The organism is Bradyrhizobium sp. 23, from assembly GCF_023073295.1.
Classification (GTDB): domain Bacteria; phylum Pseudomonadota; class Alphaproteobacteria; order Rhizobiales; family Xanthobacteraceae; genus Bradyrhizobium; species Bradyrhizobium canariense_D.
The window spans coordinates 455,141-479,273 of record NZ_JADPJF010000037.1; the positions used below are offsets into that span (position 1 = coordinate 455,141).

Sequence of the window (24,133 nt, forward strand, 5' to 3'; positions counted from 1 at the left end):
GCTCTCGCGCCGCGCCGCCGCGATCACGTTGTAGCCGCCATTAACAAGCCGCTGGCCGATCGCAAGGCCGATACCGCGGCTACCGCCGGTGACGAGAACATTATGCATCGGTGCGCGCCAGTTTGCCGGCCGGGGTGACGTCGAGCGCCTCGACGAAGCGGATCACCGCCGGCACCTTGTGGGAGGCGAGCTGAGCGCGGCACTGATCCAGAATCTGGTCGCGGATCTCTTTCGCGCGCGCCGGATCGGTGCCGTCGGCGAGGATCACGTCGGCGACGACGATGCCGCCGGTGATCGGGCTCTTGCGTGACTTCGCCCGCGACATCCGCACATCGAGATGACGGTTGATCACCGCCTCGATCTCTTCGGGGTGAACCTTCAGCCCACCGATATTGATGATGCCGCCGCGGCGGCCAACGAAATAGTAGCGGTCGCCGCGCAATTCGACGATATCGCCGCTATCGACATACCCGTCTGCATCGGTGAGCGCAGCCGCGTCGCGGCCGATATAGGCGTGCGCCGTGCGCGTCGAACGGATACGTAGCGAGCCGTCGACGACCTTCATTTCGACGCCGTTGCGGTTGCCGAGGTAGTCCGCCGGAAAGCCTTCCAGCCCGTCATTGACGGCAAAGCCGACGCCGGCCTCGGTTGACGCATAGGCATGGCCGACGGAGGAATTCGGGAACGCCGCTTTCAGGCCGTCCAGCACCGCCTGGTCGGCGATCTCGCCGGAGAGGCGGACATAGCGCGGCGCGAACTGCGCGGCCGAGCCGCTCATCAACAGCTTGCGCCAGTGCGAGGGCGTGCCGGAGATGTGGGAGACGCCCCGCGCGTTCAGCCGCGTGACGTGATCGGCGAGCGCCTCATGCGGATCGGACAGCACCATCGAGCCGCCCGAGAGGACGGCGCGGAGGAATATCTGCAGGCCGCCATAGCGGCGGATGTCGTAGAACGTCGCCCATACCGGCGCGGGTCCGCGCGCCGGGCCTTCGGCGACGATGGCGCCGGTGAGTGCTTCCAGCGTATGGCCGACGATTTTCGGCACGCCCGACGTGCCCGAGGTGAGCATCAGCCATTCCGTGGCGCGTTCGGTCCTGGCCGGCGCTGTGGCTTGAAGCGGCAGTTGTGCGGTGACGACCAGCGGCACGCCAGTCTCGGCCCAGCGATCGGGCTCGTCGGTGACAACGGCATCGATCCCGGCATTCGCCATCAGCGCGTCGAGATGCGCCGGGTTGAGATCCGGCGGGCACAGCAGCATGCGGCGGGCAATACCGTCGAGCTCGATCATGGCAAGACCCGATCGGAGCTGGTCGGACAATTTCAGCAGCACCGCGCGGCCGGACAGCTCGCCCAGGCGGCCACCCAGGACCGTCTGCGACAGGATATCCGTCAACGACACGACATCGTGCGCGTCCGACAGCGTGCGGCCGGTCAGCTCCGCGCCGAGATGGTCGCGGAGCGCAAAGATCTCACGCGGGGACATTTTCGTAGGCCCGCACGAAATCGCCCACGGTGGCGGGGAACGCTGCGTCCTCGGAAATGGTGAAAGGGTCGACGCCGGTCTCGTCCTCGAGGCGCGCCACCAGGATGGCGAAGGCGAGCGAGTCGAAGCCCGTCTCGTGCAGGGACAGCTCGTCCGAGAGTGCGGGAAGCGCGACGTGCTGCTCTTTGGCGATCTGCTGGATCGCTTCAATGACCTTAGACCGTACCGACATGGCTGGCTCGCTTCTGTTGTCGTTCGTGTTGCGGCGGTTCTTGATGACCGCCTCCCTTGCCCGTTTGTTTACCCGACAGAAGTAAATGGCTTCTTGGACAATTCGGATAAAATTGGACCTATCTGGCGGATTTTCGCGCGGCTAGAGCCGGATCGTACCCTGGTTGATTTGCGCATACGTCTCCGCGTCCAGCGCGACATAGGCGCCGGTCTTCGGGTCCAGCATGAACAGCGGATCGGAGACCGCGCCGGGATCAAATCCCTCGCGCGCGAGCTCGCCCTTCTTCTGCTTGAACGTCTCGGTCGCATCGAGCTCGCGCGAGATGCGTATGAAGACGGGATGAGCATAGGCGGGCAGGCGCTGTGCGAGATGGGCGGGCAGTGCCTCGACGGCGAAGCCTTCGTTCACCACGATCGCACTCATGCCGGCGCGGCCGTCGGTGCCGGGAATGCCGACGCCGTAGGTGGTGGCGTCGATCACGCCAGTGAAACCCCGCATGGCGTCGTTGACCTCCGAAGTCGCGACGTTCTCGCCCTTCCAGCGAAAGGTGTCGCCGATGCGGTCGACGAAGTGGAAGAAGCCCTTCTCGTCGAGCCGCATCAGGTCGCCGGTGCGGAACCAGGAATCGCCCTTGGCAAAGACATCGCGCAGGATCTTCTTCTCGGTCTCGCTCGCCTCGGTGTAGCCCTCGAAGCGGCCGCCGCCCTCATCCGCCGTGCCGATGCGGCCTATGGCTTCGCCGGCCTCGCCGCGCGCGCAGGGGATACAAAACCCCTCCGCATTGCGCAGCGGGGCGCCGTTATCGGGCTCGAGCTTGACGAGACCGGCAGGGAAACGATGCGCAAGCAACGGCGGAACGCGGCCGATCGCGCCGGGCTGGCCCTCGACGTTGAACAGCGAGAAATTGCCTTCCGTCGCCGCGTAGAATTCGAGGATGCGCGGAATGGCGAAACGCGCCTGAAAATCGTCCCAGATGTCACCGCGTAGGCCGTTGCCGCAGACGAGCCGCAGGCGATGCCGGTTCTCGTATTCCGACGGCGGCGCCTTGAGCAGATAGCGGCAGAGCTCGCCGATATACTGGAACAGCGTACAGTCGTGGCGCACGATGTCGGGCCAGAAATTCGAGGCTGAGAATTTATCTGCGATCACAACCGAGCCCCCGGCAGCGAGCATGCTGCATGGTGCCACGATGCCGCCAACCGAGTGGAACAGCGGCAGGCAATCGTAGAGCCGGTCCTGCGGCGTCGCGCCGGTGAGGCCGGCGAACCAAAAGCCCCAATTGAGGATGCGGCGGTGGCTGATGCTTGCGGCTTTCGGCAGGCCGGTCGTCCCGGACGTGTAGATCAGCAGGGCCCGGTCGTCGATGGTGACGTCACCACGCTCGTCCGGCGAAAGCGGCCGGTCATCGAGGGCGTCGAGCGCGACATCGATCGGACGCTCGCTGCGGGCATCGCCGTGGGTCCAGACCTTTGCTTCCGTCTTCAAGTGCGGCAACGCGCCGGACAGCTCCGCTGCAAGCTCATGCGCAACAATGATGTGAGCGGGCTTTGCGACTCCGACGCAATGCGCGAGCGAGTGCCCGACGAGCTTGGTGTTGATCAGCGCGACCACGCCGCCGACGCGGCTGATGCCGAGCCAGGCCGCGACATAATCGATGCCGTTCGGCATGATCAGCGCGACAGTGCCGCCCTTGGCCACACCGGCCGAGCGCGCCCAGCGCGCATAACGATTGATGCGTTTCGAAAGTCCCTCATAGTCGAGGCTCGCGTCATCGGTGGTCAGCGCAACGCGATCTGGCTGGCGCTGCGCCCAATCGTCGACGACATCGGCGAACAGCCGGCCCGGCAACGTCTCGATCCGTGCGGTGAGCTCGATCGCCTTCAGCCAGATTTTCGAAGCCGAAGGTGCGCGCGCGGCTTTCGGTTGCTCGATGACGCCGGTTGTCATGCCGTTCATTCTTTACGTGTCTGCGGGTTTCCGGCAGCTTAGCTCGCACGCCCTGCCCAGATGTTAAGAGACAAGGTAAAACCGGGTTAGTGCACGATTAACTCTAGTGATCCTTTACCAAACCGGAGGCGATCGAGGTGCGCCGCCTGGCAGTTCTTGCAATAGCAAAGCCAGTTGTCGGGGCGTGAGGCTAGGCGGCTCCGGGCAAACGGGTTAGTCTTTTTGACCCTGCATTGTCCCGGTTGCGAAAGGGAGACGACCTGTGGCTCTCGGCTCGTCTGAATTTCCCGTCCAGGCCGCGCCGTTCGAGCAGCCGCTGACCAATTTTGCCAATGGCCTGAGGCGCGGACAGGTCAAGGTGGTCGCGATCGGCTCGTCGACCACGGCGGGCGAAGGAGGCATCGCGCCCTATCCGCAACGATTGCTGGCGGACCTTCGGAGCATATTTCCGAAGCCCGGGATCGATGTCATCAACCGGGGCGTCGGCGGCGAAGAGGCTCCCAAGGAGCTTTTGCGGTTCAAGCACGACGTCTTCGACCAGAAGCCGGATCTCGTGATCTGGCAGGTCGGCACCAATGCGGTGTGGCAATCGGCCGATCAGAATCCACCGACCTTCGACGAAACCAGGAGGGCCATCGCTGACGGCGTCGATCAGCTGCTTGTGGACGGAGGGATCGACGTCATCCTAATGGATCTGCAATATGTGCCGGCGGTGCTGACGCCGGCCAAGGCCGACAAGGCGAACGCGATGGTCGCAGCGATCAGCGAGATCGCGCATGCAAAGCGGGTCAACGTCTTTCGCCGCTTCGCGCTGATGAAGGGCTGGCACGACGTTGCAAGAATTTCGTTCGACCGCATGGTCGACCCGGGCGACGACAGCAGGCTGCACGCAAGCGACTGGACCACGGACAAGATGACCTGGCAGTTGACCGACGCGATCGTCACCGCGGCCAACGAGGCGCCCCACGGCAGCTAGCCCTGCATACTCCGTCTGATTGACGGCCGAACGGGCGGTGAGCCCTAGCCGCCTCGCTGATGGCGCAAGCGCTGCGGCGGTGCGTTGAACGGATAATACGGATTGAGATCGCAGCTGGCGGAGCGGCCGGAAGCCGTAGCTCGGCACTGCGGCACTGAGGTGAAGGAGCAATCGTACCACTCCCCGCCACCGCCGTTTGCACCGGAATAGACGTGCATGCAGACGGGATAGCGCGGATCGAAGGTCTGTGCATGCGACGGCGCGGCCGTGAGCAGGGCACCGACGGTCATGATCAGGCCGAACAAGCGATGCATGAAAATTCCCCCTGAAGGCCGTTGCGGATCGCTAGTGCACGTTCTTGTGGCGCCGGCGCGGCGGCGGCGGGGGTTGGTCGAACGCATAGTAGGGATTGACGTCGCAGCTTGCCGAGCGGCCCGAGGCCGTGGCGCGGCACTGCGGCAGCGAGGTGAAGGAGCAATCGAAATAATCGCCACCGCCCCCGCCAAAACTACCGGGCGTATAGACGTGCATGCACACCGGGTAACGCGGATCGTAGGTCTGGGCGCTGGCATCTGCCGCCACGAACAGCGTGGCAATTGCGGTCAGGGTCAGGATCGGCAAACGCATGGAGAAATCCTCGAATCTGTCATGTCGGCCATGTCGGCGGCCCGGATGCCGGCCACCTCGTATGGCATAACACCATGGCAGAGGCGACCGTTCCTGCGCGCAGATGACGGCAAGGTGAGTGCGGTGCACTGCGCCCGCTACGCGCCGAGCCCTTGCAACACCAGCCGGTTCAACCTTGCCGCAAACGCCGCAGGGTCCTCCGGCAGCTCGCCGTCTAGGATCTGCGCCTGTTCGAGCAGGAGCAGGCTGAGATCGTCAACCATCTTGGAGCCGGCCTGAGCCTTCGTGATCGCCGTCACCAGCGGATGGCGCAGGTTGATCTCAAGGATCGGCTTGGTGCGCATGCCACGGTTCTGCTGAGACAGGATGCGCTCGAGCTCGCGGCTCGGGCCCTGGCTGTCGGCGACGAGGCAGGACGCGGAGCTGGTAAGACGCGTCGAGGCCTTGACGTCGCTGACGCGCTCGCCGAGCGCGGCCTTGATCACCGCGATGGTGGCGGCCTCGTCGGCGGGCGGCTCGTCCTTTTTCGCCTCGTCGGCTTCGTCGACGCGCGGGATCAGGTCGAGATTGAGATCGCCTTGGCTCAGCGACTTCAGCGGCTTGCCGTCAAACTCCGAGGGCATCGAGGTCCAGAAGGCGTCGACGGGATCGGACAGCAGCAGAACTTCGATGCCGCGCGCAGTCGCCGCCTCGAGCCGGGGGTTCGACTTCAGCCGGTCGATGCTGTCGCCGACGAGATAATAGATCTCGGTCTGGTTCGGCTTGAAACCGGCGACGACGTCCTTGAGCGAGCGCTTCTCGCCCGAGGTCGTGGTGAAACGCGACAGCGCGAGCAGCTTTTCTCGGCGTTCGAAATCCTCGTAGATGCCTTCCTTCAGCACCGCGCCGAAGGCCTCCCAGATCTTCGCGAAGTTCTCCGGATCCTTCTCCGCCAGGCTTTCGAGCTCGGACAGCACGCGGGTCGCCACGGCCTTGCGGATCTGCGCGAGCTGCGGATTGTTCTGAAGCATCTCGCGGGAAATGTTGAGCGGGAGATCCTCGCTGTCGACGACGCCGCGGATGAAGCGGAGATAGCCCGGCAGCAGATCGGCATCGTCAGTGATGAACACGCGGCGGACATAGAGCTTGACGCGCCCCTTGCGGTTCGGTTCGAACAGGTCGAACGGCTTCGTCGAGGGCGCGAACAGCAGCACGGCGTAGGAGTAACGTCCCTCCGCGCGATAATGCAGCGTCATCGCGGGATCGTCGAAGGCGGAGGCGATCTGCTGATAGGCCTTCTTGTAGTCTTCCGGCGTGAGCTCGGATTTCGAGCGCTGCCACAGCGCGCTCGCAGAATTGATCTGACGCGGTTCGCCCCCTTCAGGCACGAGCTCGATGGGGAAGAGGATGTTGTCGGAATAAGCGCCGACGATACGTTCGATCTCGTAAGCTTCGAGATATTTCTTCGCATCGTCCTTGAGATGCAGGACGATCTCGGTGCCGCGCTGCACGCGGCCCGCATCCTCCTCGCTGGCACGCGCGATCTCGAAGCCCGAGCCGCCCGAGGACGTCCAGGTCCAGACGTCGCTCTCGCCGGCGCGGCGGCTCACCACGACGATCTTGTCGGCTACCATGAAGGCGGAATAGAAGCCGACGCCGAACTGGCCGATCAGGCCGAGACCATCCTTGGCCTCCTTGAGCTTCGATACGAAGGCCTTGGTGCCCGAGCGGGCGATGGTGCCGAGGTGGTCGATCAGCTCCTGCCGCTCCATGCCAATGCCATTGTCGGCGATCGCAAGCGTTCCGGCCGTCTTGTTCGGAATGATCCGGATCTTGAGCGCGTCGCCTTCGCCCAGCAGCGCCGGATTCGCGATGGCCTCATAGCGCAGCTTGTCGCAGGCGTCAGAGGCATTGGAGACGAGCTCGCGCAGGAAGATATCGGTCTCGGAATAGACGGAATGCACCATCAGGTGCAGAAGCTCGGAAACCTCGGCCTGGAAGGGCTGCGTATGCACAGCCGTGTCTGACGTCGTCATGCGTTTACCCGGTCAATCCAAAGAGGAAGAAACCCGGGATATAACGCGAGGGGGCAGGGGATCAAGTAGACGTCAGCAATCGCCCTCCGGGCGGAGGGCGACTTGTCCGTGGCCAAAGCCGATCAAGTCACACAGCGGCCGGGTTGGAGCAGCTTTGCGACCTCGGTCAGGGAGCTGACCATCGGCTCGCAGGCGATCGTCGGCTTTTTGCGGCTCTGCTTCTGGTCCGGGAGCAACACCGGCGGCTTGGCGTTGCCGGTCTCGATCACCGCGGGGACCCGCAGCAGCACCGACGTGTCGGCCAGATCGTTCAGCCGCATCGACACGGTGCGGGTCGGAACCTCAGCCTGCTTGATGTCGGCCAGCCGGTCCGCTTTGCTGGAGCGATTGACGTTATGGCCCGGCTTGTCAGCGACCGCCTGCCAGCGGTCGGCCGGATCATGGCCGGAGGCCAGCTGCACGGCGCCGACCTGGACGGCGCCAAGCGTCGCGGCGATCGCGACGGCGCCTAAAAATACCTTTTGAATCTGTGACATGGCTGTCGGTCCCTCGCCCCATGGCGATCGCGGGAACAACGCGAGGAGAGGACCCAGAGTTCTCAGGCGTTAAGATCACTTAACCGTGTGCGAAAAGGCAGGGTGCGAAAAGGATGGCCCCACGAAAAATTTTGCAACCCCCTGGAACGACTTTCAGGGACGGGAGTCGTATCAACAGCCGGCTATTCCCCCCTGCCCCATAAGCCGGCGACGTAGGGCGCGACTGTGGTGATGCCAGTCGCGCCTTACTTTTGTCTGGCGTTCAGTTCGCCTTCCCCGCAAGCCACTCCCGCCCCTCCGCATAGAGCTTCTCAACCTCGGGCCCGGTGAGGCCTGGCATGTCGCGCTTGACCTTGTAGCCGATCAGCTCCTGCATGTAGGCGAGGTGGCGGTAGCCTTCGGGCAGCGCGGCAAGGGCTTTCTGGTCGAGCTGAAGCGTCGCGGAGGGATCAACCGGGTCGATCCGGTCCTTCTCGTAGATCGGCTGGCGGCGGACGATGCCCCATTTTCCCTGCCGCTTCTCCAGGAAATCGTAGAAGCGCCCGGTGCAGACGACGTCGCAGGGCACGTCGTGCACCGGTGCGCGCTGCGAGATGGTCATCTTGGTCTGCGCGATGGCGCGCGCCCCCTCGAGATCGATGCTGCAGCCACCGAGGAAATGCAGGATGCGCACGCCCTTGGCGAACCCCTCCTGGCTGACCCGCATGAAATCCCGCGCCGGCCCCTGAAACCAGGTGGCGGACATCCAGCCTTCCTCGTGCCAGACGGTGGCAAAACGCTCCCAATCGCCGGCATCGCGCCACACCGCCCAGTTCTCGACGAGGTCGCGGATGGCGAGGCGATCGAGGAGTTGCTGGTCCATGAACACGTCTCCGATGGCACCGCGGCTGCAACGGCCGCTGCGCGAGGTATGAGCGGCGAATTCGATGGCCGTCAAGCGTGACAACCGGATCAACAAAAATCCGGCGCACCTTGCGGCACGCCGGATCGGATTTCGTCAAAATGCCGGGCGCTGGCGCCTTCGTTACGCCGCCGGTGCCTTCGGCGCGCGGTTGCGGGAGTTGCGCTGGAAGAACAGCGCCTGGCTCGCCACCGCCGACACCATCGCCGGCTGGAACGGTTTCGAGATCAGGAAGGCCGGCTCCGGTCGCTCGCCGGTGAGGAAGCGCTCGGGGTATGCGGTGATGAACACCACCGGCACTTCGAAGGTGCGGAGCAGCTCGTTGACGGCGTCGAGGCCCGACGAGCCGTCGGCGAGCTGGATGTCGGCGAGGATCAGGCCCGGTCGCTTGTTCTTTGCCAGCGCGACCGCATCGGCGTGGGTGCGGGCGACGCCGACGACATTGTGGCCGAGGTTCTTCACCAGGCTCTCGAGATCCATGGCGATGAAGGTCTCATCCTCGATGATCAGCACGTCAGTGGCGATCTCGGCTGCCATCTCACGCCCTGCGGCATCCGCAAGCCGGCGCGTCTCACCGACGTCGGTGCCGAGAATGTAGCCGACCTCTTCTTCCGAAAATCCCTCGAGCGAGAGCAGCAGGAAGGCTTGCCGCGGCAAGGGCGTGATGTTGGACAGCCGCCGCTCCGGCGGCATCGGCAGGTTCGTCACCTCGGAATCGTCGTTGACGGAAACGGAATTCCAGATTTGGGTGAACAGCCGGAACAGGCCGGCGCGCGGCCCGTGGCTCTCGTCGAGCACCGACGGATCTCCCAGCATGGCTTCCAACATGGCTGCGACATAGGCGTCACCGGAGGACTGGCTGCCCGTCAGGGCGCGTGCGTACCGGCGCAACAACGGCAAGTGTTCAGCAACGAGCTGTGAACGGGACATCCCCACTCCATATCATCTTCGGGCCGACCTTGACGTGCAGGCGTTAGGCGGGGGGCCCGGGTTCCCCTGCTGGGCTGATTACGCCTCAGACCAAGAAAAGTTCCGCATGGGGGCGGAACTTTTTCTCGCAGCTCGCATTGAGCCTATCCAGGGAACGGCTCCCGGTTGAGAGAACTTCTCGATTTTACAGCTACTTAACTCGGGGAAACGTGGAACAGGTCATGAAAGATCTCAAGTCTCAAGCCAGCAAAAGCACGACCCCCGGCAAGGGAGGGCTCACTCCGGAGATCCAGTCCCGGATCGGGCACCAGCTGCGCGCCATGTACGACGACGTGGTGCGGCAGGGGGTTCCGGACCGGTTCGCGGAACTGATCAAGAAACTTGATGCGCCGGGAGCGACCCCCCAAGTGGAAAATGGTGGCGGCTCTAACGACAACAATGGGAGGGATTGATGCCTCTCACGGATTCCCTGCGTAACGACATCCTGGCGGCCGTGCCCAGTCTGCGCGCGTTTGCCATCTCGCTCAGCGGCAATGCGGACCGCGCCGACGATTTGGTCCAGGAGACGCTGTTGCGGGCGCTCGCCAACATCGACTCGTTCCAGCCCGGCTCCAATCTGCCGGCATGGCTGTTCACGATCCTGCGCAACCTGTTCCGCTCCGACTATCGCAAGCGGCGGCGGGAAGTCGAGGATGCCGAAGGCAATTATGCTAAGACGCTGAAGACGCAGCCCTCGCAGAACGCCCATCTTGAGTTCGAGGAATTCCGCACGGCGCTCGACAAGCTTCCGCAGGACCAGCGTGAAGCGCTGATCCTCGTCGGCGCCTCCGGCTTCTCCTATGAGGACGCGGCTTCGATCTGCGGCTGCGCAGTCGGCACGATCAAGAGCCGCGTCAACCGTGCGCGCTCCAAGCTCGCGGCGCTGCTCTATGTCGACGGCGCCGAGGATTTCGGGCCCGACGAGACCATTCGCGCCGTGATCGGCGGCAGCGGCGGCTGACGGCCGGCGTCAATCGAACTGAGACCGCGATGAAGGCGGCCGCATCCGCGGCCGTCTTTTCGCGCGAACGGGATCACGTCCAATACGAAGCGTGCATCGCCTCGATCACTCGTCCACGAAGGTCACGGTCTCGGCCAGGCTCGCACGCGACGTCCGGTAGCTGTTGACCTTGTGGGCATTGTCGGCATAGCCGAACGAGATACCGCAAACGATGCGGCGATCATCAGGCAAATTGAAATGGCGGCGGATCAGGCCGGAGTGGCGCGCGAGCGCCGCCTGCGGAATTGTGCCGAGCCCGAGCGCCTGCGCGACCAGCATGAAGTTCGAGACATAGGCGCCGCAATCGATCGCACCGTAGATGCCGAGCGGCTCGTCGGTATGGATGATGGCCACATGCGGCGCGCCGAAGAAATTGTAGTTCTCCAGCGCCTGCTTGGCATAGGCCATCTTGTCTCCGCGCGCGATGCCGAGCGTGTTGTAGAGCTGAAAACCGCTCTCGCGGCGGCGTTCGAGATAAGCGCCGAGATATTCGCGCGGCGGCGTGAAATCATAGTCGTCCCCGAGCCCGCCCGAAGCCTCCTTGTAGATCAGCTTGCGGAAACGCTCCTTGGCCTCGCCGCTGGCGATGACGACCTGCCAGGGCTGGCTGTTGCACCAGGACGCCGTGCGCTGGGCGGTGGTCAGCACGTGCTCGATCGTCGCGCGATCGACTTCCTTGGCCAGGAAGGCGCGCACCGAGTAGCGCTCGTTGAGCAGCTCTTCGAGCACGCCGATGCGGTTGTTATGATTGACTGCAGCGTCCATTGCTTAAGCTCGCTTTCGTGCCCCGGACGCGACGCAGCACGAAGTGATGCGGCGCTGAGGCGGGGCCCATTGTGGCCTGTCTATTATGGCTCTTGGGTCCCGGCTCGCGCTTCGCGCGTCCGGGACACGAGATGTCAACGCCCCTTGGTCGGAATCTTGTTGTACGGCACGTCCTTGTCCACGCGGATGTCGCCCGGCAATCCCAGCACGCGCTCGGCGATGATGTTGCGCAAGATCTCGTCGGTGCCGCCCGCGATGCGCATCGAAGGCGAGGACAGCAGCATCTGCTGGAACTGGCCCTGCACGGTCTCCTCGTCCGTGCCGGTGAGAACGCCGGCCGCGCCCTGGAGGTCCATGGCATAGGTTGCGATGTCCTGTAGCATCATGCCGGAGACGAGCTTGCCGATCGAATTTTCCGGTCCCGGCCGCTCGCCCTTGGACAGCGCCGAGATCGCGCGGTAGCTGGTGTATTTCAGCCCGCTCGACTTCACCGCCCAGCTCGCGAGTTTTGAGCGCACGGCGGGATCGTCGATGGCGGGGCCATCCTCCAGCATCAGGTTGGAGCAGAACTCGAACATCTCCGGGACGCCGGTCGCAAGCCGCGAGCCGATCGACATGCGCTCGTTCATCAGCGTGGTCAGCGACACGCTCCAGCCCTCGCCGATGGCGCCAAGACGCTGGCTGTCGGGAATGACGACGTCGGTGAAATAGACCTCGTTGAACTCCTGCATGCCGTTGGCCTGCTTGATCGGGCGCACCTCGACGCCGGGGCTCTTCATGTCCAGGAAGAACATGGTGAGACCTTTGTGCTTGGGCACATTGGGATCGGTGCGCGCGATCAAAAGTCCGTAGTCGGAATAGTGCGCACCCGAGGTCCAGATCTTCTGGCCGTTGACGACCCAATTGTCGCCCTTCTTCTCCGCGCGCGTGCGCAAGCCCGCGACGTCAGAGCCCGCTGATGGCTCGGAGAACAGCTGGCACCAGATCTCCTCGCCCGCGGCCAGCTTCGGCAAATGGCGCCGCTTGGCCTCCTCGCTGCCAAAAGCCATCACGGTTGGCCCGCACATGCCCTCGCCGATCTGGAACGGCTGCGTCAGCTTGCCATAGACGCCTTCCTCCTGCTGCCAGATCACGCGCTCGATCGGCGTCGCACCGCGGCCGCCATATTCCTTGGGCCAATGCAGGCAGGCCCAATTGCCTTCGGCCTTCTTCTTCTGCCAGGCCTTGCCGACATCGACGATGTCGTGGTTGGCCAGCCGGATGCGGCCGAGCGAGGATTTTGACAGCTCAGCCAAAAACTCCTTCGGCGCGTTGGCCTCAACCCATTTGCGCGCGGTCTCGCGGAAGGCGGCTTCCTGCGGGGTGTCGTCGAAATTCATGGCGGACCTCTTCGTTCTTGCTCTGTCTTAGTCCCTCATGGTGAGTGGCGCGCAGCGCCGTCTCGACCCACGAGGCCCCCGTTGGGCCTGCATCCTTCGAGACGCCGCGCTCCGCGGCTCCTCAGGATGAGGATCATCAGCCTCTTCCCTTCGTCAGGATCCTGTTGAACGGCACGTCCTTGTCGACACGGATGTCGCCGGGCAGGCCCAGCACCCGCTCGGCGATGATGTTGCGCATGATCTCGTCAGTGCCGCCTTCGACACGGGTTCCCGGCGCGCGCAGCAGCATCGCCTGGAAGCGGCCGGCGAGTTCGGAATCTTCGGCACCGCTGATCACACCGGCAGCGCCTTGCAGATCCAGCGCATAGGTCGCGACATCCTGGATCATGGAGCCCGCGACCAGCTTGCCAATGGAGTTCTCCGGTCCCGGACGCTCGCCCTTCGACAGCGCCGAGATCGCGCGCATGCTGGTGTATTTCAGTCCGCTCGCTTTCGCCGCCCAGCTCGCCAGCTTCGCGCGCACCGCGCGGTCCTCGATTGCCGGGCCATCGTCCAGCATCAGGCTGGAGCAATATTCGAACAGCTCGGGGAAGCCGGTCGAGACGGCCGCGCCGATCGCGCTGCGCTCGTTCATCAGCGTGGTCAGCGAGACGTTCCAGCCGTCACCGACCTCGCCGAGGCGCTGGTGATCGGGAATGCGGACGTTGGTGAAATAGACTTCGTTGAAGTCGGAAGCGCCGCTCGCCTGCTTGATCGGCCGCACCTCGACGCCAGGGCTCTTCATGTCCAGGAAGAACATGGTAAGGCCCTTGTGCTTGGGCACGGTCGGATCGGTGCGGGTGAGCAGAATGCCGTAATCGGAATAGTGCGCGCCCGACGTCCAGATCTTCTGGCCGTTGATCACCCAGTCATCGCCATCCTTCTCGGCGCGCGTGCGTAGGCCCGCAACGTCGGAGCCGCCGGCGGGCTCGGAGAACAGCTGGCACCAGACCTTTTCGCCGGAGGCGAGTGGCGGCAAATAGGCGCGCTTATGCTCCTCGCGCGCGAACGCCATCATGGTCGGCCCGCACATGCCGTGGCCGATGATGAACATGCGGGATAGCTGGCCGAACGGCCCTTCTTCCTGCTGCCAGATCACACGTTCGATCGGCGACGAACCGCGGCCACCATACTCCTTCGGCCAATGCAGGCAGGCCCAGCCGGCATCTGCCTTCTTCTTCTGCCAGGCCTTTGCCACTTCCAGAATGTTGGCGTTCTTCAATTGCGTGCGGCCGAGCGAGGACTTGCGAAGCTCCTCCTCGTACTGCTTGGGCGCATTTGCCGCGATCCAGGCGCGAGCCGTGGCGCGAAATTCGGCTTCTTGCAGAGTGTCGTCGAAGTTCATGACGTTGCCTTTCGCCTACGCCGCGTTCTTCTTGCGCATGCGGTCGATCAACTGGTCTTCCCAATAGGACAGGCTGCCGAGCCCGAGCGCCATCGCGTTGGCGCGGCGGTAGTACATGTGGCAGTCGAACTCCCAGGTGAAACCCATGCCGCCGTGAACCTGGATGTTGTTCTTGGCGCAGTGCTGGAACGCCTGCGTCGCGCTGATGCGGGCCGCGGCGGCGGCTTCCGGCAGCTCCGCGGCGTTGGTCGAAAGCGCCCAGGCGCCGTAATAGCTGTTGGAACGCGCCAGCGTTGCCGACACGTACATGTCCGCCAGCATGTGCTTGACGGCCTGGAACGAGCCGATCTGTCGCCCGAAGGCGATGCGGTCGAGCGCGTAGTCGCGGCCCATCTCCAGCGCGCGGTCGGAGCCGCCCACCTGCTCGAATGCGCAGAGCACCGCAGCGCGATCGAGCACTTGAGTCAAGATGCTCCAGCCTTCGCCGGCCGCGCCCAGGGGCTCGGCCTTGCAATCCCTGAAAGTGATCTCCGCCTGCCCGCGGGTCGGATCGAGATTGGTCAGGCTTTTCACCTCGACTCCGCCGGCCCTGAGATCGACAATGAACAAGGAGATGTCGCCGTCGCGTCCGCTCGATCCCGTGCGTGCCGCCACCACCGCGAAGTCGGCGATCGTACCATCGGCGACCGGCTTCTTGACCCCGTTGAGCACGCCATTCGCAGCCGTGAGCTTGACGTTCTTCGGTGACGGATTGCCCTTGCCCTCGAACAGCGCCAGCGTGCCGATCGCCTCGCCCGAGGCAATGGCCGGCAACCATTTTTTCTTCTGCGCGTCACTGCCCGCGATCAGCAGCGCTTCGGCAGCCAGGTAAACAGTCGAGGAGAACGGCACCGGTGCGTTCGCCCGGCCCATCTCTTCGGCGATCACGCAAAGTTCGAGATGACCGGCGCCGGCGCCACCAAAATCCTCGGGAATGGCGACGCCGAGAAAACCCATCTCGGCGAGGCCTTTCCACAGCTCCTTGTCGTACGGCACCTTGCCGTCGAGGACTGCGCGCACTGCCTTGGGTGGGCACTTCTCGGTGAGGAATTTGCGCGCCTGATCGCGGAGCTGCTTCTGGTCGTCGGAGAAATCGAAATTCATGGCGCGTATCCGTGTTGCTGATGTCGATTACTTGAGAATGATGACGTCCTGGTCAGGCTTGTCAGCATAGAGCCGCCCCACCAGCGCGGCACGACGTTCCAGGCCGGCGCGCTGGTTGATGTAGCCCTTGTCGGTGAGCTCGTTGCCGTCGATCGAAGGCGGTTCCGCCATCAGCATGGCGCGCGCGATGATGCGGCTGCTGGCGCCTTCGCACTCCCGGTTGTGAGCTTCCAGCCCGCGCCTGAAGCAAGCGATCACCTCGGGATGCGTCACTGCATCCTCGAAGCTGAGATCAGGCTTGCCGACGAGTTGACGGCAGGCATGCAGGTTCGGCCAGGCCAGCAAGCCGATGAAGGCGCGATCCTGCCCCGCGACCAGGGCATCATGCACGACGGGCGTCGCGGCGGCGATCGCATCGGTGCGCAGCGAGCCGACATGGACGAAGGTGCCGGTGGTCAGCTTGAAATCTTCGACCACCCGGCCGGCAAAGATGATGCCCTTCACCGGATCGGTGTCGTCGACGAAGATTCCGGCGTCGCCGATGCAATAAAAACCTTCCTCGTCGAACATCTTCTTCGTCAGGTCAGGCTGGCCGAAATAGCCCGGCGTGACGTTGACGCCGCGCAGACGCAGCTCGTATTTCGAGCCGAACGGCACCATCTTCAACTCGACGCCGGGGAACGGCAGGCCGATCAGGCCGACGCGCTCGGTGTCCCAATAGGTACCGGTCGATGTCGGCGCGGTCTCGGTCGAGCCCCAGCCGGTGTAGAACACGATGCGCTCGCCGGTGGTCTTCACGGCGAGAGCCTGCATGCGGTCGTAGAGGTCATCAGGCAGCCGCGCGCCGCCATAGGCCATGATCGAGAGATTCTTGAAGAAGGAGCGGCACAGCGCCTCGTCCTTCTCCATGGCGGCGGCGAGCGCGGCATAGCCGGCGGGGACGTTGGCGTAATAGGTCGGCGAGATCTCGCGCAGATTCCGGAGAGTCTCCTCGAACTGCCCCGGCATCGGACGGCCGTCATCGATATAGAGCGTGCCGCCATCGACCAGGATCGGGTGGAACGCCGCATTGCCGCCCATGGTGTGGTTCCAGGGCATCCAGTCCAGCATGGTCGAGATCGGACCGCCGGGATCGCGTGGCCGCACCTGCATCATCATGGCCGCATTGGCGCACATCATCGCTTGCGTGTTGATGACGGCCTTGGGCATGCCGGTCGAGCCTGACGTGAACAGCAGTTTGCCGACGGTCTCAGGCGTGATCTTCGCGATCGACGCTTCGACATCGGCAGTCACAGCTGTCGCCGCGAGCTCGGCAAAACTGACGCTCTCGATGCCATCGCAGGGCCGCAAGACGTGAACGATGGTGACGCCGGTGAGATCGAGCGCTTTCAGCGCCTTCTCGAAGGTCGGGCCGTCCTGCACCATCACCACGCCGGGCTTGATCAGGTCGAACAGGTATTTCAGCTTGACGTGATCATGGCTCATCAAGGAGTAGGCCGGCGAGACCGGCGCGGCCGGCACGCGCGCCTGCATCGCGGCCTGCGTCATCAGCGCGTGCTCGATCGAATTGCCGGAGAGGATTGTGACCGGGCGGCCGTCGAGCGCAAGGTTAAGCAGGCCTTGCGTCAGCGCATCCACGATGCGCTTGGCTTCGCCATAGGACAATTTGCGCCATTCGCGGTTCGGGCCACCGCGCTGGGCAAGCCAGATCCGCTCTGGCGCTTCCTTCGCCCATTTTGCCAGCGAAGCCGGAATATGCTTCTCGTAGGTCTGCAGCGGGATGCGCGACTTCAGCACCACCGTGCCGTCGTCGCGGCGCTCGACGTCGATGTCGCGCCCAAGCCACTTGACCTTGCGAAAGGCGGGTTTCGTCATCACCGCCGCCGCGCTTCCACTCATAGTGCGTCTCCCGGAATTTCTCGTCCTTTACGGATCTTCATTGTCAGCGCCTGATATAGACAGGCTTTCGCTTCTCAAGGAAGGCCCTGATGCCTTCCGAAAATTCCTCGGAGCGGCTGCACAGGACCTGGTTGCGATCCTCCATCGCGATTACGGCTTCCAGCGATCCGGCATCGACGCTCATGTTGAGACATTCTTTGGACAGGCGTAGGCCCACGGGCGAGGCCGTGATCATCGCGTCGACATAGGGTTCGGCGGCCTCATCGAGCTTGTCCTCGTCGACGACCTCGGAGACCAGCCCGACCGCGAGCGCCCGCTCGGCGCCGATGAAGCGTCCCGTGAGGATCAGCTCCGATGCCACGGTGACACCGACAAGGCGTGGAAGAAAATAACTGGTGCCAATGTCGCAGCCGCCAAGGCCGAGCTTGATGAAGGCGCAGTTCATCCGCGCCGATCTCGTCGCAATGCGGATGTCGGAGGCGAGCGCCAGCGCAAAGCCGCCGCCGGCCGCCGCGCCCTGTACCAGCGCGAGGATCGGCTGCGGACAGCGCCGCATCAGCATCACGATGTCGGCGATGCGCCGCTGCGAATCCAGCGACTCGGTGACATCAGGCGGCTCCTGCTGGCCGGCACGGCGCGCCATCGCCGCCTTGAGGTCGAGGCCCGCACAGAAATTCTTGCCGGCGCCCTTCAACACCACGACGCGCGTGTCGCGGTTGCGCTGAAGGCCTTGGAAGTAGACGTTGAGCGCGTCGATCAACGCAGGATCGAGCGCGTTGAGGTGTTCAGGACGATTGAGCGTCACGGTGTCGACGCCGTCATTGTGCTCGATCAGCAGCGGTTGGGACATGCGCGCGACTTCCTTCATCCGCAACGATGGTGCCGATTACTGCGCCCTCTCCCTTGTGGGAGAGGGCATGTACGTCACGCGCCGCGCATTCGCTCGGGTGAGGGGTCTGCCTCCACAGGTGAGATCGTGGAGAGAACCCCTCATCCGGCGCGCTCAGGAGCGCGCCACCTTCTCCCACAAGGGGAGAAGGAAAAAGAGCTCTACCGCGGCGCCATGCGGATCGCGCCGTCGAGGCGAATGGTTTCGCCATTGAGCATTGGGTTCTCGACGATGTGCACGGCCAGCGACCCGTATTCATTGGCGTCGCCGAGACGCGCAGGATGCGGCACCTGGGCACCGAGGCTCTTGCGGGCCTCTTCGTTCAAGCCCATCAGCAGCGGCGTCAGGAATAGCCCGGGGGCGATGGTGTTGACGCGGATCTTCTGGCTCGCGAGGTCGCGCGCGGCCGGCAGCGTGAGACCGACGACGCCGCCCTTCGACGCTGCATAGGCGATCTGGCCGATCTGGCCTTCGTAAGCCGCGACCGAAGCAGTGTTGACGATGACGCCGCGCTCTTCACCGACCGGCTCGATCGTGACCAAGCGCTCGGCGAACAGACGCAGGCAGTTGAACGTGCCGATCAAATTGACGTTGATGATGCGCGCGAACTTTTCCAGCGGGTAGACTCCATCGCGGCCGACGATGCGCTGCGAGCCGCCGATGCCGGCGCAGTTCATCAGCACGCGCGCGACGCCGTGCGCGGCTTCCGCATTGGCGATCGCCGCCTTGATCTGCTCCTCGCTGGTGACGTCGGCATGAAGCGCGATGCCCTTCACTTCGGCGGCGACCTTCTCGGCGTTTTCCTTGCTCTGGTCGATCACGCCGATCTTGGCGCCCTTGGCGGCCATGGCGCGGGCGGTCGCGGCACCAAGGCCCGACCCGCCGCCGGTGATGAGAACGGCTACGTCTTTCAACTGCATCGCTTGTACCTTTCCTCGAACCTTTTCCTTGGGCGTTTCTTCTCTAGACTTCTGCGTTCTGGCCGGATCATCCGGCCGCGGCGGCTTCCTCGATATTCGTGAGAATGCCGCCGCAGATCAGCGTTTCCATGTGCTTGATATATTGCCGGCAGACGTCGTCGGTGACCGGGCCGACGCCGGTCGCGCGTGACATCGCGTGCCGGCCGAAGAACAAATGATCGCAGGCGCCGATCAGGCTGGTGTAGAACAGCACGGGATCGGTGGCGCGGAATTCGCCCTGACTGACACCTTCGGCGAGCAGGCGGCGATGGAAATCCAGCAGCGGTGCGACGAAGAATTTCGAGACTTCGTCCGCGGAGCCCGCGACGCTCTCGTGCAGCAGATAGTGAATCAACCGGTTCATGTAGGGAAACCGGTGATAGGCGCGGATGATGCCGCCGATGTGCAGCTTCAGCTTCGCGGTCGGCGTGATCGGCTGCGCCAGCAGATATTCCAGGTTGGACAGTTCCGTTCCTGCGTCGCGCTCGAGCAGCGCCAGCAGCAGGCCGTCCTTGTTGCCGAAGTGATATTTGACCAGCGCGGCGTTGGCGCCGGACTTCTGGGCGATGTCGCTCAGGGAAATCTCGATCGAGGAGCGTTCGATCATCAGCTCGCTCGCGGCCACGAGCAATTTCTCTGCCGTGGAATTCTTTCCGCTGGGGAGCCTGTTCGGTACGCTGGTAGTCACGGAGATCCCTGATTTTGGCGGAAGAGCGGCCGCAGATAAGCCCAAGCAGCGCCTCCCCACAAGAGTTAATTGATCGATTGACTAAACAACCGGTCGCCCCTTAAATCCCGCCCCGACAACCAACCGTTCAAAATAATCCAGGGAGAAACCGACATGGCCGAGGCTTATATCGTCGCCGCTGCGCGTACCGCCGGTGGGCGCAAGGGGGGCCGCCTCGCCGGATGGCATCCGGCCGATCTCGCCGCGAAGGTGCTGGACGAGTTGGTCGACCGCACCAAGGTCGATCCCGCGCTGGTCGAGGATGTGATCATGGGCTGCGTCATGCAGGTCGGCGAGCAGTCCAACAACGTGGCGCGCAACGCCATCATGGCCTCGAAACTGCCGGAGAGCGTGCCGGGCACCTCGATCGACCGCCAATGCGGCTCGTCGCAGCAGGCGCTGCATTTTGCTGCGCAGGCCGTTATGTCGGGCGCGATGGACGTGGTGATCGCCGCCGGCGTGGAATCGATGACGCGCGTGCCGATGGGCCTGTCGTCGCAGCTTCCCGCCAAGAACGGCTTTGGCAATTACAAGAGCCCGGGTATCGAGCAGCGTTATCCCAACATCGTGTTCAGCCAGTTCACCGGCGCCGAGATGATGGCCGAGAAGTACGGCCTCTCCAAGGATGAGCTCGACGAGTACTCCTACAACAGTCATCAGCGCGCGATCGCGGCGACGCAGGCCGGCCGTTTCAAGACGGAGATCGTGCCGCTTGAGATCACCCGGGCCGACGGCTCCAAGGACACCCACCACATCGACGAGGGCATCCGCTTCGACGCCACACTCGACGGCATCAAGGGCGTCAAGCTGATCGCCGAGAATGGCAAGCTCTCCGCGGCCAGCGCCAGCCAGATCTGCGACGGCGCTTCCGGCGTGATGGTGGTGAACGAGCGTGGCCTGAAGCAGCTCGGCGTGAAGCCGCTGGCGCGCGTCCACCACATGACCATGATGGGTGGCGATCCCGTGATCATGCTCGACGCACCGCTGCACGCCACCAAGCGCGCGCTGGAGAAGGCCGGCATGGCGATCGACGACATCGACCTGTTCGAGGTCAACGAGGCCTTTGCCTCGGTGCCGACCGCGTGGCTGAAGACCACCGGCGCCGATTCGGAACGTCTCAATGTCAATGGCGGCGCCATCGCGCTCGGCCATCCGCTCGGCGGCTCCGGCACCAAGCTGATGACGACGCTGGTGCATGCCTTGCATCAGCGCGGCAAACGCTATGGCCTGCAGACCATGTGCGAAGGCGGCGGCATGGCGAATGTGACGATCGTGGAGCGGCTGTAAGCCCTCTCGTGTCCCGGACGCGCTGCAGCGTGAAACGCTGCGGCGCAGAGCCGGGACCCATGCCTCACAATGGACCCCGGATATCCGGGGAACGTTACTCCCAGCCGCGTAAACAGAGACATGACACACCCCTCCATCCACGCCCGCGCCACACCCGACAAGATCGCCTATCAAATGGCCGGGACCGGCAAGGCGATTACCTATCGCGAGCTCGACGAGCTCTCGAACCAGGGCGCGCACCTGTTCCGCTCGCTCGGGCTGAAGGCCGGCGACCACATCGCGCTGCTGATGGAGAACCGCCTCGCCTTTATGGAGATCTGCTGGGCTGCGCAACGCAGCGGGCTCTATTACACCGCGATCAGCCGCTATTTAAAGCAGGACGAGATCGACTACATCATCGCCGATTGCGGCGCCAAGGTCGTGATCACGACACCGAAATGTGCCGACCAGATCAAGACGCTGATCAAGGGTGCGCCCGGCGAGCCGGTCTTCTACATGATGGACGAGCCGCAAGCCGGCTTCCGCTCCTACGACAAGGAAGCCGCCGCACAGCCGACAACCCCGATTGCCGACGAGGTTGCCGGCTATGACATGCTGTATTCGTCGGGCACCACGGGCCGGCCCAAGGGTATCAAGAAGGCTTTCGAGGGCAAGCCGATCGACGAGCCGAACGCGTTTCTGCGCGTGCTCTGCGCCAGCATGTGCGGCATGAACGCCGAGACTATTTATCTCTCACCGGCACCGCTCTATCACGCCGCTCCCTTGCGCTTCAACATGATGGCTGTCCTGCTCGGCGGCACCTCCATCATCATGGAGCACTTTGACGCCGAAGATTTCCTGAAACTGGTCGAAAAGTACAAGGTGACCCAGGCGCAGCTGGTGCCGACCATGTTCGTGCGCATGCTGAAGCTGCCGAACGAGGTCCGTAACCGCTACGAAGTCTCGACACTGAAGGGCGCGATCCACGCCGCCGCCCCCTGCCCGGTCGAGGTCAAGGCCAAGATGATCGAATGGTGGGGGCCGATCCTGATCGAATATTACGCGGGCTCCGAAGGCAACGGCGTCACCGTCTGCAACTCGAAAGAATGGCTGGAGCACCGCGGCAGCGTCGGCCGCGCCGTGGTCGGCAAGATCAAGATTCTGGACGAGAACGATGAGGAGCTGCCGACGGGCGAGATCGGCACGGTCTATTTCGCCGATGCGCCGGTTTTCGCCTATCACAACGATCCCGAGAAGACGAAGAAGGCCTATAACGCAAAAGGCTGGTCGACGCTCGGCGACGTCGGCTATCTCGACAGGGATGGCTTTCTCTTTCTCACCGACCGCAAGTCCTACATGATCATCTCGGGCGGCGTGAACATTTACCCGCAGGAGACCGAGGACGTGCTCATCACCCACCCCGAGGTCGCCGACGTCGCCGTGTTCGGTGTGCCGAACGAGGAGATGGGCGAAGAGGTCAAGGCGGTGGTGCAGCCGCACGATCCCAAGCGCGCCGGCAAGGAGCTCGAGGCCGACCTGATCGCCTATTGCAGGAGCCGCCTCTCGACGATCAAATGCCCGCGCTCGATCGATTTCGAAGCCGAGCTGCCGCGCACGCCCACTGGGAAGCTGGTGAAGCGGCATTTGCGCGACAAATATTGGCCGATGGCGGCGGCGAAGATCTAGCCAGCGGCGTCATCGCCTCAATCAAACAAGCTCGGCGTGTGGTTCACCAGCGCGCCTTCGATCTCCAGCATCTTCAGCTTCGTCACCACGCCGCCATTCGCGGAGAAGCCGCCGGGCTTGTTGCCGGCCGCCAGCACGCGATGGCAGGGCACGACGATCGGGCACGGGTTGCGGCCGAGCGCCTGGCCCACGTCGCGCGACAGCTCGACACCGCCGAGTTGCTTGGCGATGTCGCCATAGGTGACGGTCTTGCCCGGCGGAATGGTGCGGGCGATCGCGTAGACCCCGCGGTTGAAGTCGGGCACGCCATCGAGATCGAGCGGGATGTCGGTGAGGTCATCCGGCTCGCCCGCGAGCAGTTTTGTGATGCGGTCGATCGCCTGCTGTACTTCGGCGGTCGGCGCGGCTTCGCTGGCATCGGCATGGCGCTGGCTGATGCGGGTGCGGATCTTCTGCTCACCGCCCATCGGCAGTTGCGTGCCGTTGATGCCGCGCGGACCCCAGGCAATGGCGCAAAGGCCGATCTTGCTGTCGAAGAGGGCAAAATGCTGGTCGGTCATAACTTCGTCCTTGGCTTGCGTTCCCCTCGCATGCCCCAATGTGAACTGAGCTCAAATCTAGACTTGGAAATAGTTGCGATCCACCCGGTTTCCGGGAATCTTGCACAGGAGTTCCGCCTTCCCTGTTTGCGAGCCCAGAATGCAAAGCCTCCACGTCAACGGATACGACATGCCCTATCTCGACGTGGGCGAAGACCGAGGGCGGCCGCCGCTGGTCTGCGTGCATGGTTCGCTCAACGACTTTCGTGTCTGGGGCTGCGTGCTCGGTCCGCTGTCCCAGCGGCACCGGCTGATGGCCGTCAGCCTGCGGCACTTCTTCCCCGATCGCTGGGATGGCGTTGGCGACACCTATTCGATCGCCCAGCATGTCGACGACGTCATCGCCTTCATCGAGGAGCTCGACCTCGGCCCGGTTGATTTGATGGGCCATTCCCGCGGCGGGCACATCTGCTTCCGCGTGGCGCAGCGGCGGCCGGACCTGCTCCGGCGGCTGGTGCTGGCCGAGCCCGGCGGGGAGCTCGACGCGAGCCTCGATCCAGACTATGCCGGCGGCCCCTCGCCGTTGCTGGCGCGGTTCACGGCCTCGGCCGAGAAGATCGCGGCCCTCGACATCGACGGCGGCCTTGCAGTCTTCGTCGACACGCTGGAAGGGCCCGGCACCTGGCCGCGGCTGCCGGCCCTGGTGAAGCAGAATCTGCGTGACAACGCCTTCACGCTGATCGGCCAGGTCCGCGACAACCGCCCGCCGTTCTCGAGGGCCGACGCGGAGTCCATCAGGATGCCGACGCTG

At 64.0% G+C, this 24,133-nt stretch carries 25 protein-coding genes; 6 read left to right on the forward strand and 19 right to left on the reverse strand.

Annotated features, from left to right (window positions below):
* The 4 genes from IVB32_RS08310 to IVB32_RS08325 all read right to left on the reverse strand — a co-directional run.
* On the reverse strand, nt 1–108 hold a 108-nt coding region (locus tag IVB32_RS08310; RefSeq protein WP_247410095.1), incomplete at its 3' end, for an SDR family NAD(P)-dependent oxidoreductase.
* The gene (locus IVB32_RS08315; RefSeq protein WP_018453302.1) at nt 101–1,483 is read right to left on the reverse strand and encodes a fatty acid--CoA ligase family protein; all 1,383 of its coding nucleotides are present in this window, start codon (nt 1,481–1,483) and stop codon (nt 101–103) included. The genes IVB32_RS08315 and IVB32_RS08310, both read right to left, overlap by 8 nt.
* The gene (locus tag IVB32_RS08320) at nt 1,470–1,715 is read right to left on the reverse strand and encodes an acyl carrier protein (protein WP_018453301.1); all 246 of its coding nucleotides are present in this window, start codon (nt 1,713–1,715) and stop codon (nt 1,470–1,472) included. Before IVB32_RS08320 ends, IVB32_RS08315 begins: the two co-directional genes overlap by 14 nt.
* 141 nt (nt 1,716–1,856) lie before the next feature.
* Nucleotides 1,857–3,671, reverse strand: a complete 1,815-nt coding sequence (locus IVB32_RS08325) for a long-chain-acyl-CoA synthetase (protein WP_018453300.1) — start codon at nt 3,669–3,671, stop codon at nt 1,857–1,859.
* 253 nt (nt 3,672–3,924) lie between these two features.
* Here IVB32_RS08325 and IVB32_RS08330 point away from each other — a divergent pair, with 253 nt between their 5' ends.
* Nucleotides 3,925–4,638 carry an SGNH/GDSL hydrolase family protein gene (locus tag IVB32_RS08330; protein WP_018453299.1) on the forward strand — a complete coding sequence of 238 codons (714 nt, stop codon included), beginning with the start codon at nt 3,925–3,927 and terminating at the stop codon, nt 4,636–4,638.
* Between the two features lie 44 nt (nt 4,639–4,682).
* Here IVB32_RS08330 and IVB32_RS08335 read toward each other — a convergent pair whose 3' ends face one another.
* From IVB32_RS08335 to IVB32_RS08360, 6 genes are all read right to left on the reverse strand, one after another.
* Complete coding sequence (locus IVB32_RS08335) at nt 4,683–4,952, reverse strand: DUF3551 domain-containing protein (RefSeq protein WP_007597230.1); 270 nt, start codon at nt 4,950–4,952, stop codon at nt 4,683–4,685.
* Nucleotides 4,953–4,983: 31 nt separating this feature from the next.
* A complete protein-coding gene (locus tag IVB32_RS08340) occupies nt 4,984–5,265 on the reverse strand; it encodes a DUF3551 domain-containing protein (protein ID WP_018453298.1) in 282 nt (93 codons plus the stop codon).
* 137 nt (nt 5,266–5,402) lie between these two features.
* Entirely contained in the window at nt 5,403–7,280 is a 1,878-nt protein-coding gene (gene htpG / locus IVB32_RS08345; RefSeq protein ID WP_247299309.1) for a molecular chaperone HtpG, read from the reverse strand.
* 122 nt (nt 7,281–7,402) lie between these two features.
* Nucleotides 7,403–7,816, reverse strand: a complete 414-nt coding sequence (locus IVB32_RS08350; protein ID WP_018453296.1) for a hypothetical protein — start codon at nt 7,814–7,816, stop codon at nt 7,403–7,405.
* Nucleotides 7,817–8,078: 262 nt separating this feature from the next.
* Nucleotides 8,079–8,678 (reverse strand): nuclear transport factor 2 family protein, encoded by a 600-nt coding sequence (locus IVB32_RS08355; protein ID WP_026232506.1) that lies wholly within the window; start codon nt 8,676–8,678, stop codon nt 8,079–8,081.
* 162 nt (nt 8,679–8,840) lie between these two features.
* Nucleotides 8,841–9,647, reverse strand: coding sequence for a response regulator (locus IVB32_RS08360; protein WP_247369049.1), 807 nt, complete (start codon nt 9,645–9,647; stop codon nt 8,841–8,843).
* Between the two features lie 221 nt (nt 9,648–9,868).
* Between IVB32_RS08360 and IVB32_RS08365 the strand changes: the two genes are divergently transcribed.
* On the forward strand, nt 9,869–10,099 hold the full coding sequence (locus tag IVB32_RS08365; protein WP_026232505.1) for a NepR family anti-sigma factor: 231 nt from the start codon (nt 9,869–9,871) through the stop codon (nt 10,097–10,099).
* Complete coding sequence (locus IVB32_RS08370; protein ID WP_007597240.1) at nt 10,099–10,647, forward strand: sigma-70 family RNA polymerase sigma factor; 549 nt, start codon at nt 10,099–10,101, stop codon at nt 10,645–10,647. Before IVB32_RS08365 ends, IVB32_RS08370 begins: the two co-directional genes overlap by 1 nt.
* Before the next feature lie 105 nt (nt 10,648–10,752).
* Here IVB32_RS08370 and IVB32_RS08375 read toward each other — a convergent pair whose 3' ends face one another.
* The 8 genes from IVB32_RS08375 to IVB32_RS08410 form a co-directional block, all read right to left on the reverse strand.
* Complete coding sequence (locus IVB32_RS08375; RefSeq protein WP_018453292.1) at nt 10,753–11,451, reverse strand: nitroreductase; 699 nt, start codon at nt 11,449–11,451, stop codon at nt 10,753–10,755.
* Nucleotides 11,452–11,585: 134 nt separating this feature from the next.
* Nucleotides 11,586–12,830, reverse strand: coding sequence for an acyl-CoA dehydrogenase (locus IVB32_RS08380; RefSeq protein WP_247369047.1), 1,245 nt, complete (start codon nt 12,828–12,830; stop codon nt 11,586–11,588).
* 136 nt (nt 12,831–12,966) lie between these two features.
* On the reverse strand, nt 12,967–14,214 hold the full coding sequence (locus IVB32_RS08385; RefSeq protein WP_018453290.1) for an acyl-CoA dehydrogenase: 1,248 nt from the start codon (nt 14,212–14,214) through the stop codon (nt 12,967–12,969).
* Between the two features lie 15 nt (nt 14,215–14,229).
* Nucleotides 14,230–15,357 carry an acyl-CoA dehydrogenase family protein gene (locus IVB32_RS08390; protein ID WP_018453289.1) on the reverse strand — a complete coding sequence of 376 codons (1,128 nt, stop codon included), beginning with the start codon at nt 15,355–15,357 and terminating at the stop codon, nt 14,230–14,232.
* Between the two features lie 27 nt (nt 15,358–15,384).
* Nucleotides 15,385–17,256 (reverse strand): AMP-binding protein, encoded by a 1,872-nt coding sequence (locus tag IVB32_RS08395; RefSeq protein ID WP_018453288.1) that lies wholly within the window; start codon nt 17,254–17,256, stop codon nt 15,385–15,387.
* 43 nt (nt 17,257–17,299) lie between these two features.
* A complete protein-coding gene (locus tag IVB32_RS08400) occupies nt 17,300–18,106 on the reverse strand; it encodes an enoyl-CoA hydratase/isomerase family protein (protein WP_026232504.1) in 807 nt (268 codons plus the stop codon).
* Nucleotides 18,107–18,306: 200 nt separating this feature from the next.
* A complete protein-coding gene (locus IVB32_RS08405; protein ID WP_018453286.1) occupies nt 18,307–19,065 on the reverse strand; it encodes an SDR family NAD(P)-dependent oxidoreductase in 759 nt (252 codons plus the stop codon).
* Nucleotides 19,066–19,132: 67 nt separating this feature from the next.
* Nucleotides 19,133–19,735 carry a TetR family transcriptional regulator gene (locus tag IVB32_RS08410; protein WP_018453285.1) on the reverse strand — a complete coding sequence of 201 codons (603 nt, stop codon included), beginning with the start codon at nt 19,733–19,735 and terminating at the stop codon, nt 19,133–19,135.
* 210 nt (nt 19,736–19,945) lie between these two features.
* Between IVB32_RS08410 and IVB32_RS08415 the strand changes: the two genes are divergently transcribed.
* Both IVB32_RS08415 and IVB32_RS08420 read left to right on the forward strand, forming a co-directional pair.
* Nucleotides 19,946–21,118, forward strand: a complete 1,173-nt coding sequence (locus IVB32_RS08415; RefSeq protein ID WP_018453284.1) for an acetyl-CoA C-acetyltransferase — start codon at nt 19,946–19,948, stop codon at nt 21,116–21,118.
* A 120-nt stretch (nt 21,119–21,238) separates the two neighbouring features.
* Nucleotides 21,239–22,783 carry an acyl-CoA synthetase gene (locus IVB32_RS08420; RefSeq protein WP_026232503.1) on the forward strand — a complete coding sequence of 515 codons (1,545 nt, stop codon included), beginning with the start codon at nt 21,239–21,241 and terminating at the stop codon, nt 22,781–22,783.
* Nucleotides 22,784–22,800: 17 nt separating this feature from the next.
* Here IVB32_RS08420 and IVB32_RS08425 read toward each other — a convergent pair whose 3' ends face one another.
* A complete protein-coding gene (locus IVB32_RS08425; protein WP_018453282.1) occupies nt 22,801–23,343 on the reverse strand; it encodes a methylated-DNA--[protein]-cysteine S-methyltransferase in 543 nt (180 codons plus the stop codon).
* 139 nt (nt 23,344–23,482) lie between these two features.
* Between IVB32_RS08425 and IVB32_RS08430 the strand changes: the two genes are divergently transcribed.
* Nucleotides 23,483–24,133 (forward strand): alpha/beta hydrolase (locus IVB32_RS08430; protein ID WP_247410082.1); only part of this gene is annotated, 651 nt, incomplete at its 3' end.

What these genes read in the sequence shown, in the direction of transcription:
- htpG (WP_247299309.1), bottom strand. Translation starts at nt 7,280, where the DNA reads ATGACGACGTCAGACACGGCTGTGCATACGCAGCCCTTCCAGGCCGAG.
- IVB32_RS08425 (WP_018453282.1), bottom strand. Translation starts at nt 23,343, where the DNA reads ATGACCGACCAGCATTTTGCCCTCTTCGACAGCAAGATCGGCCTTTGC.
- IVB32_RS08385 (WP_018453290.1), bottom strand. Translation starts at nt 14,214, where the DNA reads ATGAACTTCGACGACACTCTGCAAGAAGCCGAATTTCGCGCCACGGCT.
- IVB32_RS08420 (WP_026232503.1), top strand. Translation starts at nt 21,239, where the DNA reads ATGACACACCCCTCCATCCACGCCCGCGCCACACCCGACAAGATCGCC.
- IVB32_RS08340 (WP_018453298.1), bottom strand. Translation starts at nt 5,265, where the DNA reads ATGCGTTTGCCGATCCTGACCCTGACCGCAATTGCCACGCTGTTCGTG.
- IVB32_RS08335 (WP_007597230.1), bottom strand. Translation starts at nt 4,952, where the DNA reads ATGCATCGCTTGTTCGGCCTGATCATGACCGTCGGTGCCCTGCTCACG.
- IVB32_RS08370 (WP_007597240.1), top strand. Translation starts at nt 10,099, where the DNA reads ATGCCTCTCACGGATTCCCTGCGTAACGACATCCTGGCGGCCGTGCCC.
- IVB32_RS08405 (WP_018453286.1), bottom strand. Translation starts at nt 19,065, where the DNA reads ATGCAGTTGAAAGACGTAGCCGTTCTCATCACCGGCGGCGGGTCGGGC.
- IVB32_RS08390 (WP_018453289.1), bottom strand. Translation starts at nt 15,357, where the DNA reads ATGAATTTCGATTTCTCCGACGACCAGAAGCAGCTCCGCGATCAGGCG.
- IVB32_RS08320 (WP_018453301.1), bottom strand. Translation starts at nt 1,715, where the DNA reads ATGTCGGTACGGTCTAAGGTCATTGAAGCGATCCAGCAGATCGCCAAA.
- IVB32_RS08380 (WP_247369047.1), bottom strand. Translation starts at nt 12,830, where the DNA reads ATGAATTTCGACGACACCCCGCAGGAAGCCGCCTTCCGCGAGACCGCG.
- IVB32_RS08360 (WP_247369049.1), bottom strand. Translation starts at nt 9,647, where the DNA reads ATGTCCCGTTCACAGCTCGTTGCTGAACACTTGCCGTTGTTGCGCCGG.
- IVB32_RS08375 (WP_018453292.1), bottom strand. Translation starts at nt 11,451, where the DNA reads ATGGACGCTGCAGTCAATCATAACAACCGCATCGGCGTGCTCGAAGAG.
- IVB32_RS08350 (WP_018453296.1), bottom strand. Translation starts at nt 7,816, where the DNA reads ATGTCACAGATTCAAAAGGTATTTTTAGGCGCCGTCGCGATCGCCGCG.
- IVB32_RS08315 (WP_018453302.1), bottom strand. Translation starts at nt 1,483, where the DNA reads ATGTCCCCGCGTGAGATCTTTGCGCTCCGCGACCATCTCGGCGCGGAG.
- IVB32_RS08365 (WP_026232505.1), top strand. Translation starts at nt 9,869, where the DNA reads ATGAAAGATCTCAAGTCTCAAGCCAGCAAAAGCACGACCCCCGGCAAG.
- IVB32_RS08355 (WP_026232506.1), bottom strand. Translation starts at nt 8,678, where the DNA reads ATGGACCAGCAACTCCTCGATCGCCTCGCCATCCGCGACCTCGTCGAG.
- IVB32_RS08325 (WP_018453300.1), bottom strand. Translation starts at nt 3,671, where the DNA reads ATGAACGGCATGACAACCGGCGTCATCGAGCAACCGAAAGCCGCGCGC.
- IVB32_RS08400 (WP_026232504.1), bottom strand. Translation starts at nt 18,106, where the DNA reads ATGTCCCAACCGCTGCTGATCGAGCACAATGACGGCGTCGACACCGTG.
- IVB32_RS08415 (WP_018453284.1), top strand. Translation starts at nt 19,946, where the DNA reads ATGGCCGAGGCTTATATCGTCGCCGCTGCGCGTACCGCCGGTGGGCGC.
- IVB32_RS08395 (WP_018453288.1), bottom strand. Translation starts at nt 17,256, where the DNA reads ATGAGTGGAAGCGCGGCGGCGGTGATGACGAAACCCGCCTTTCGCAAG.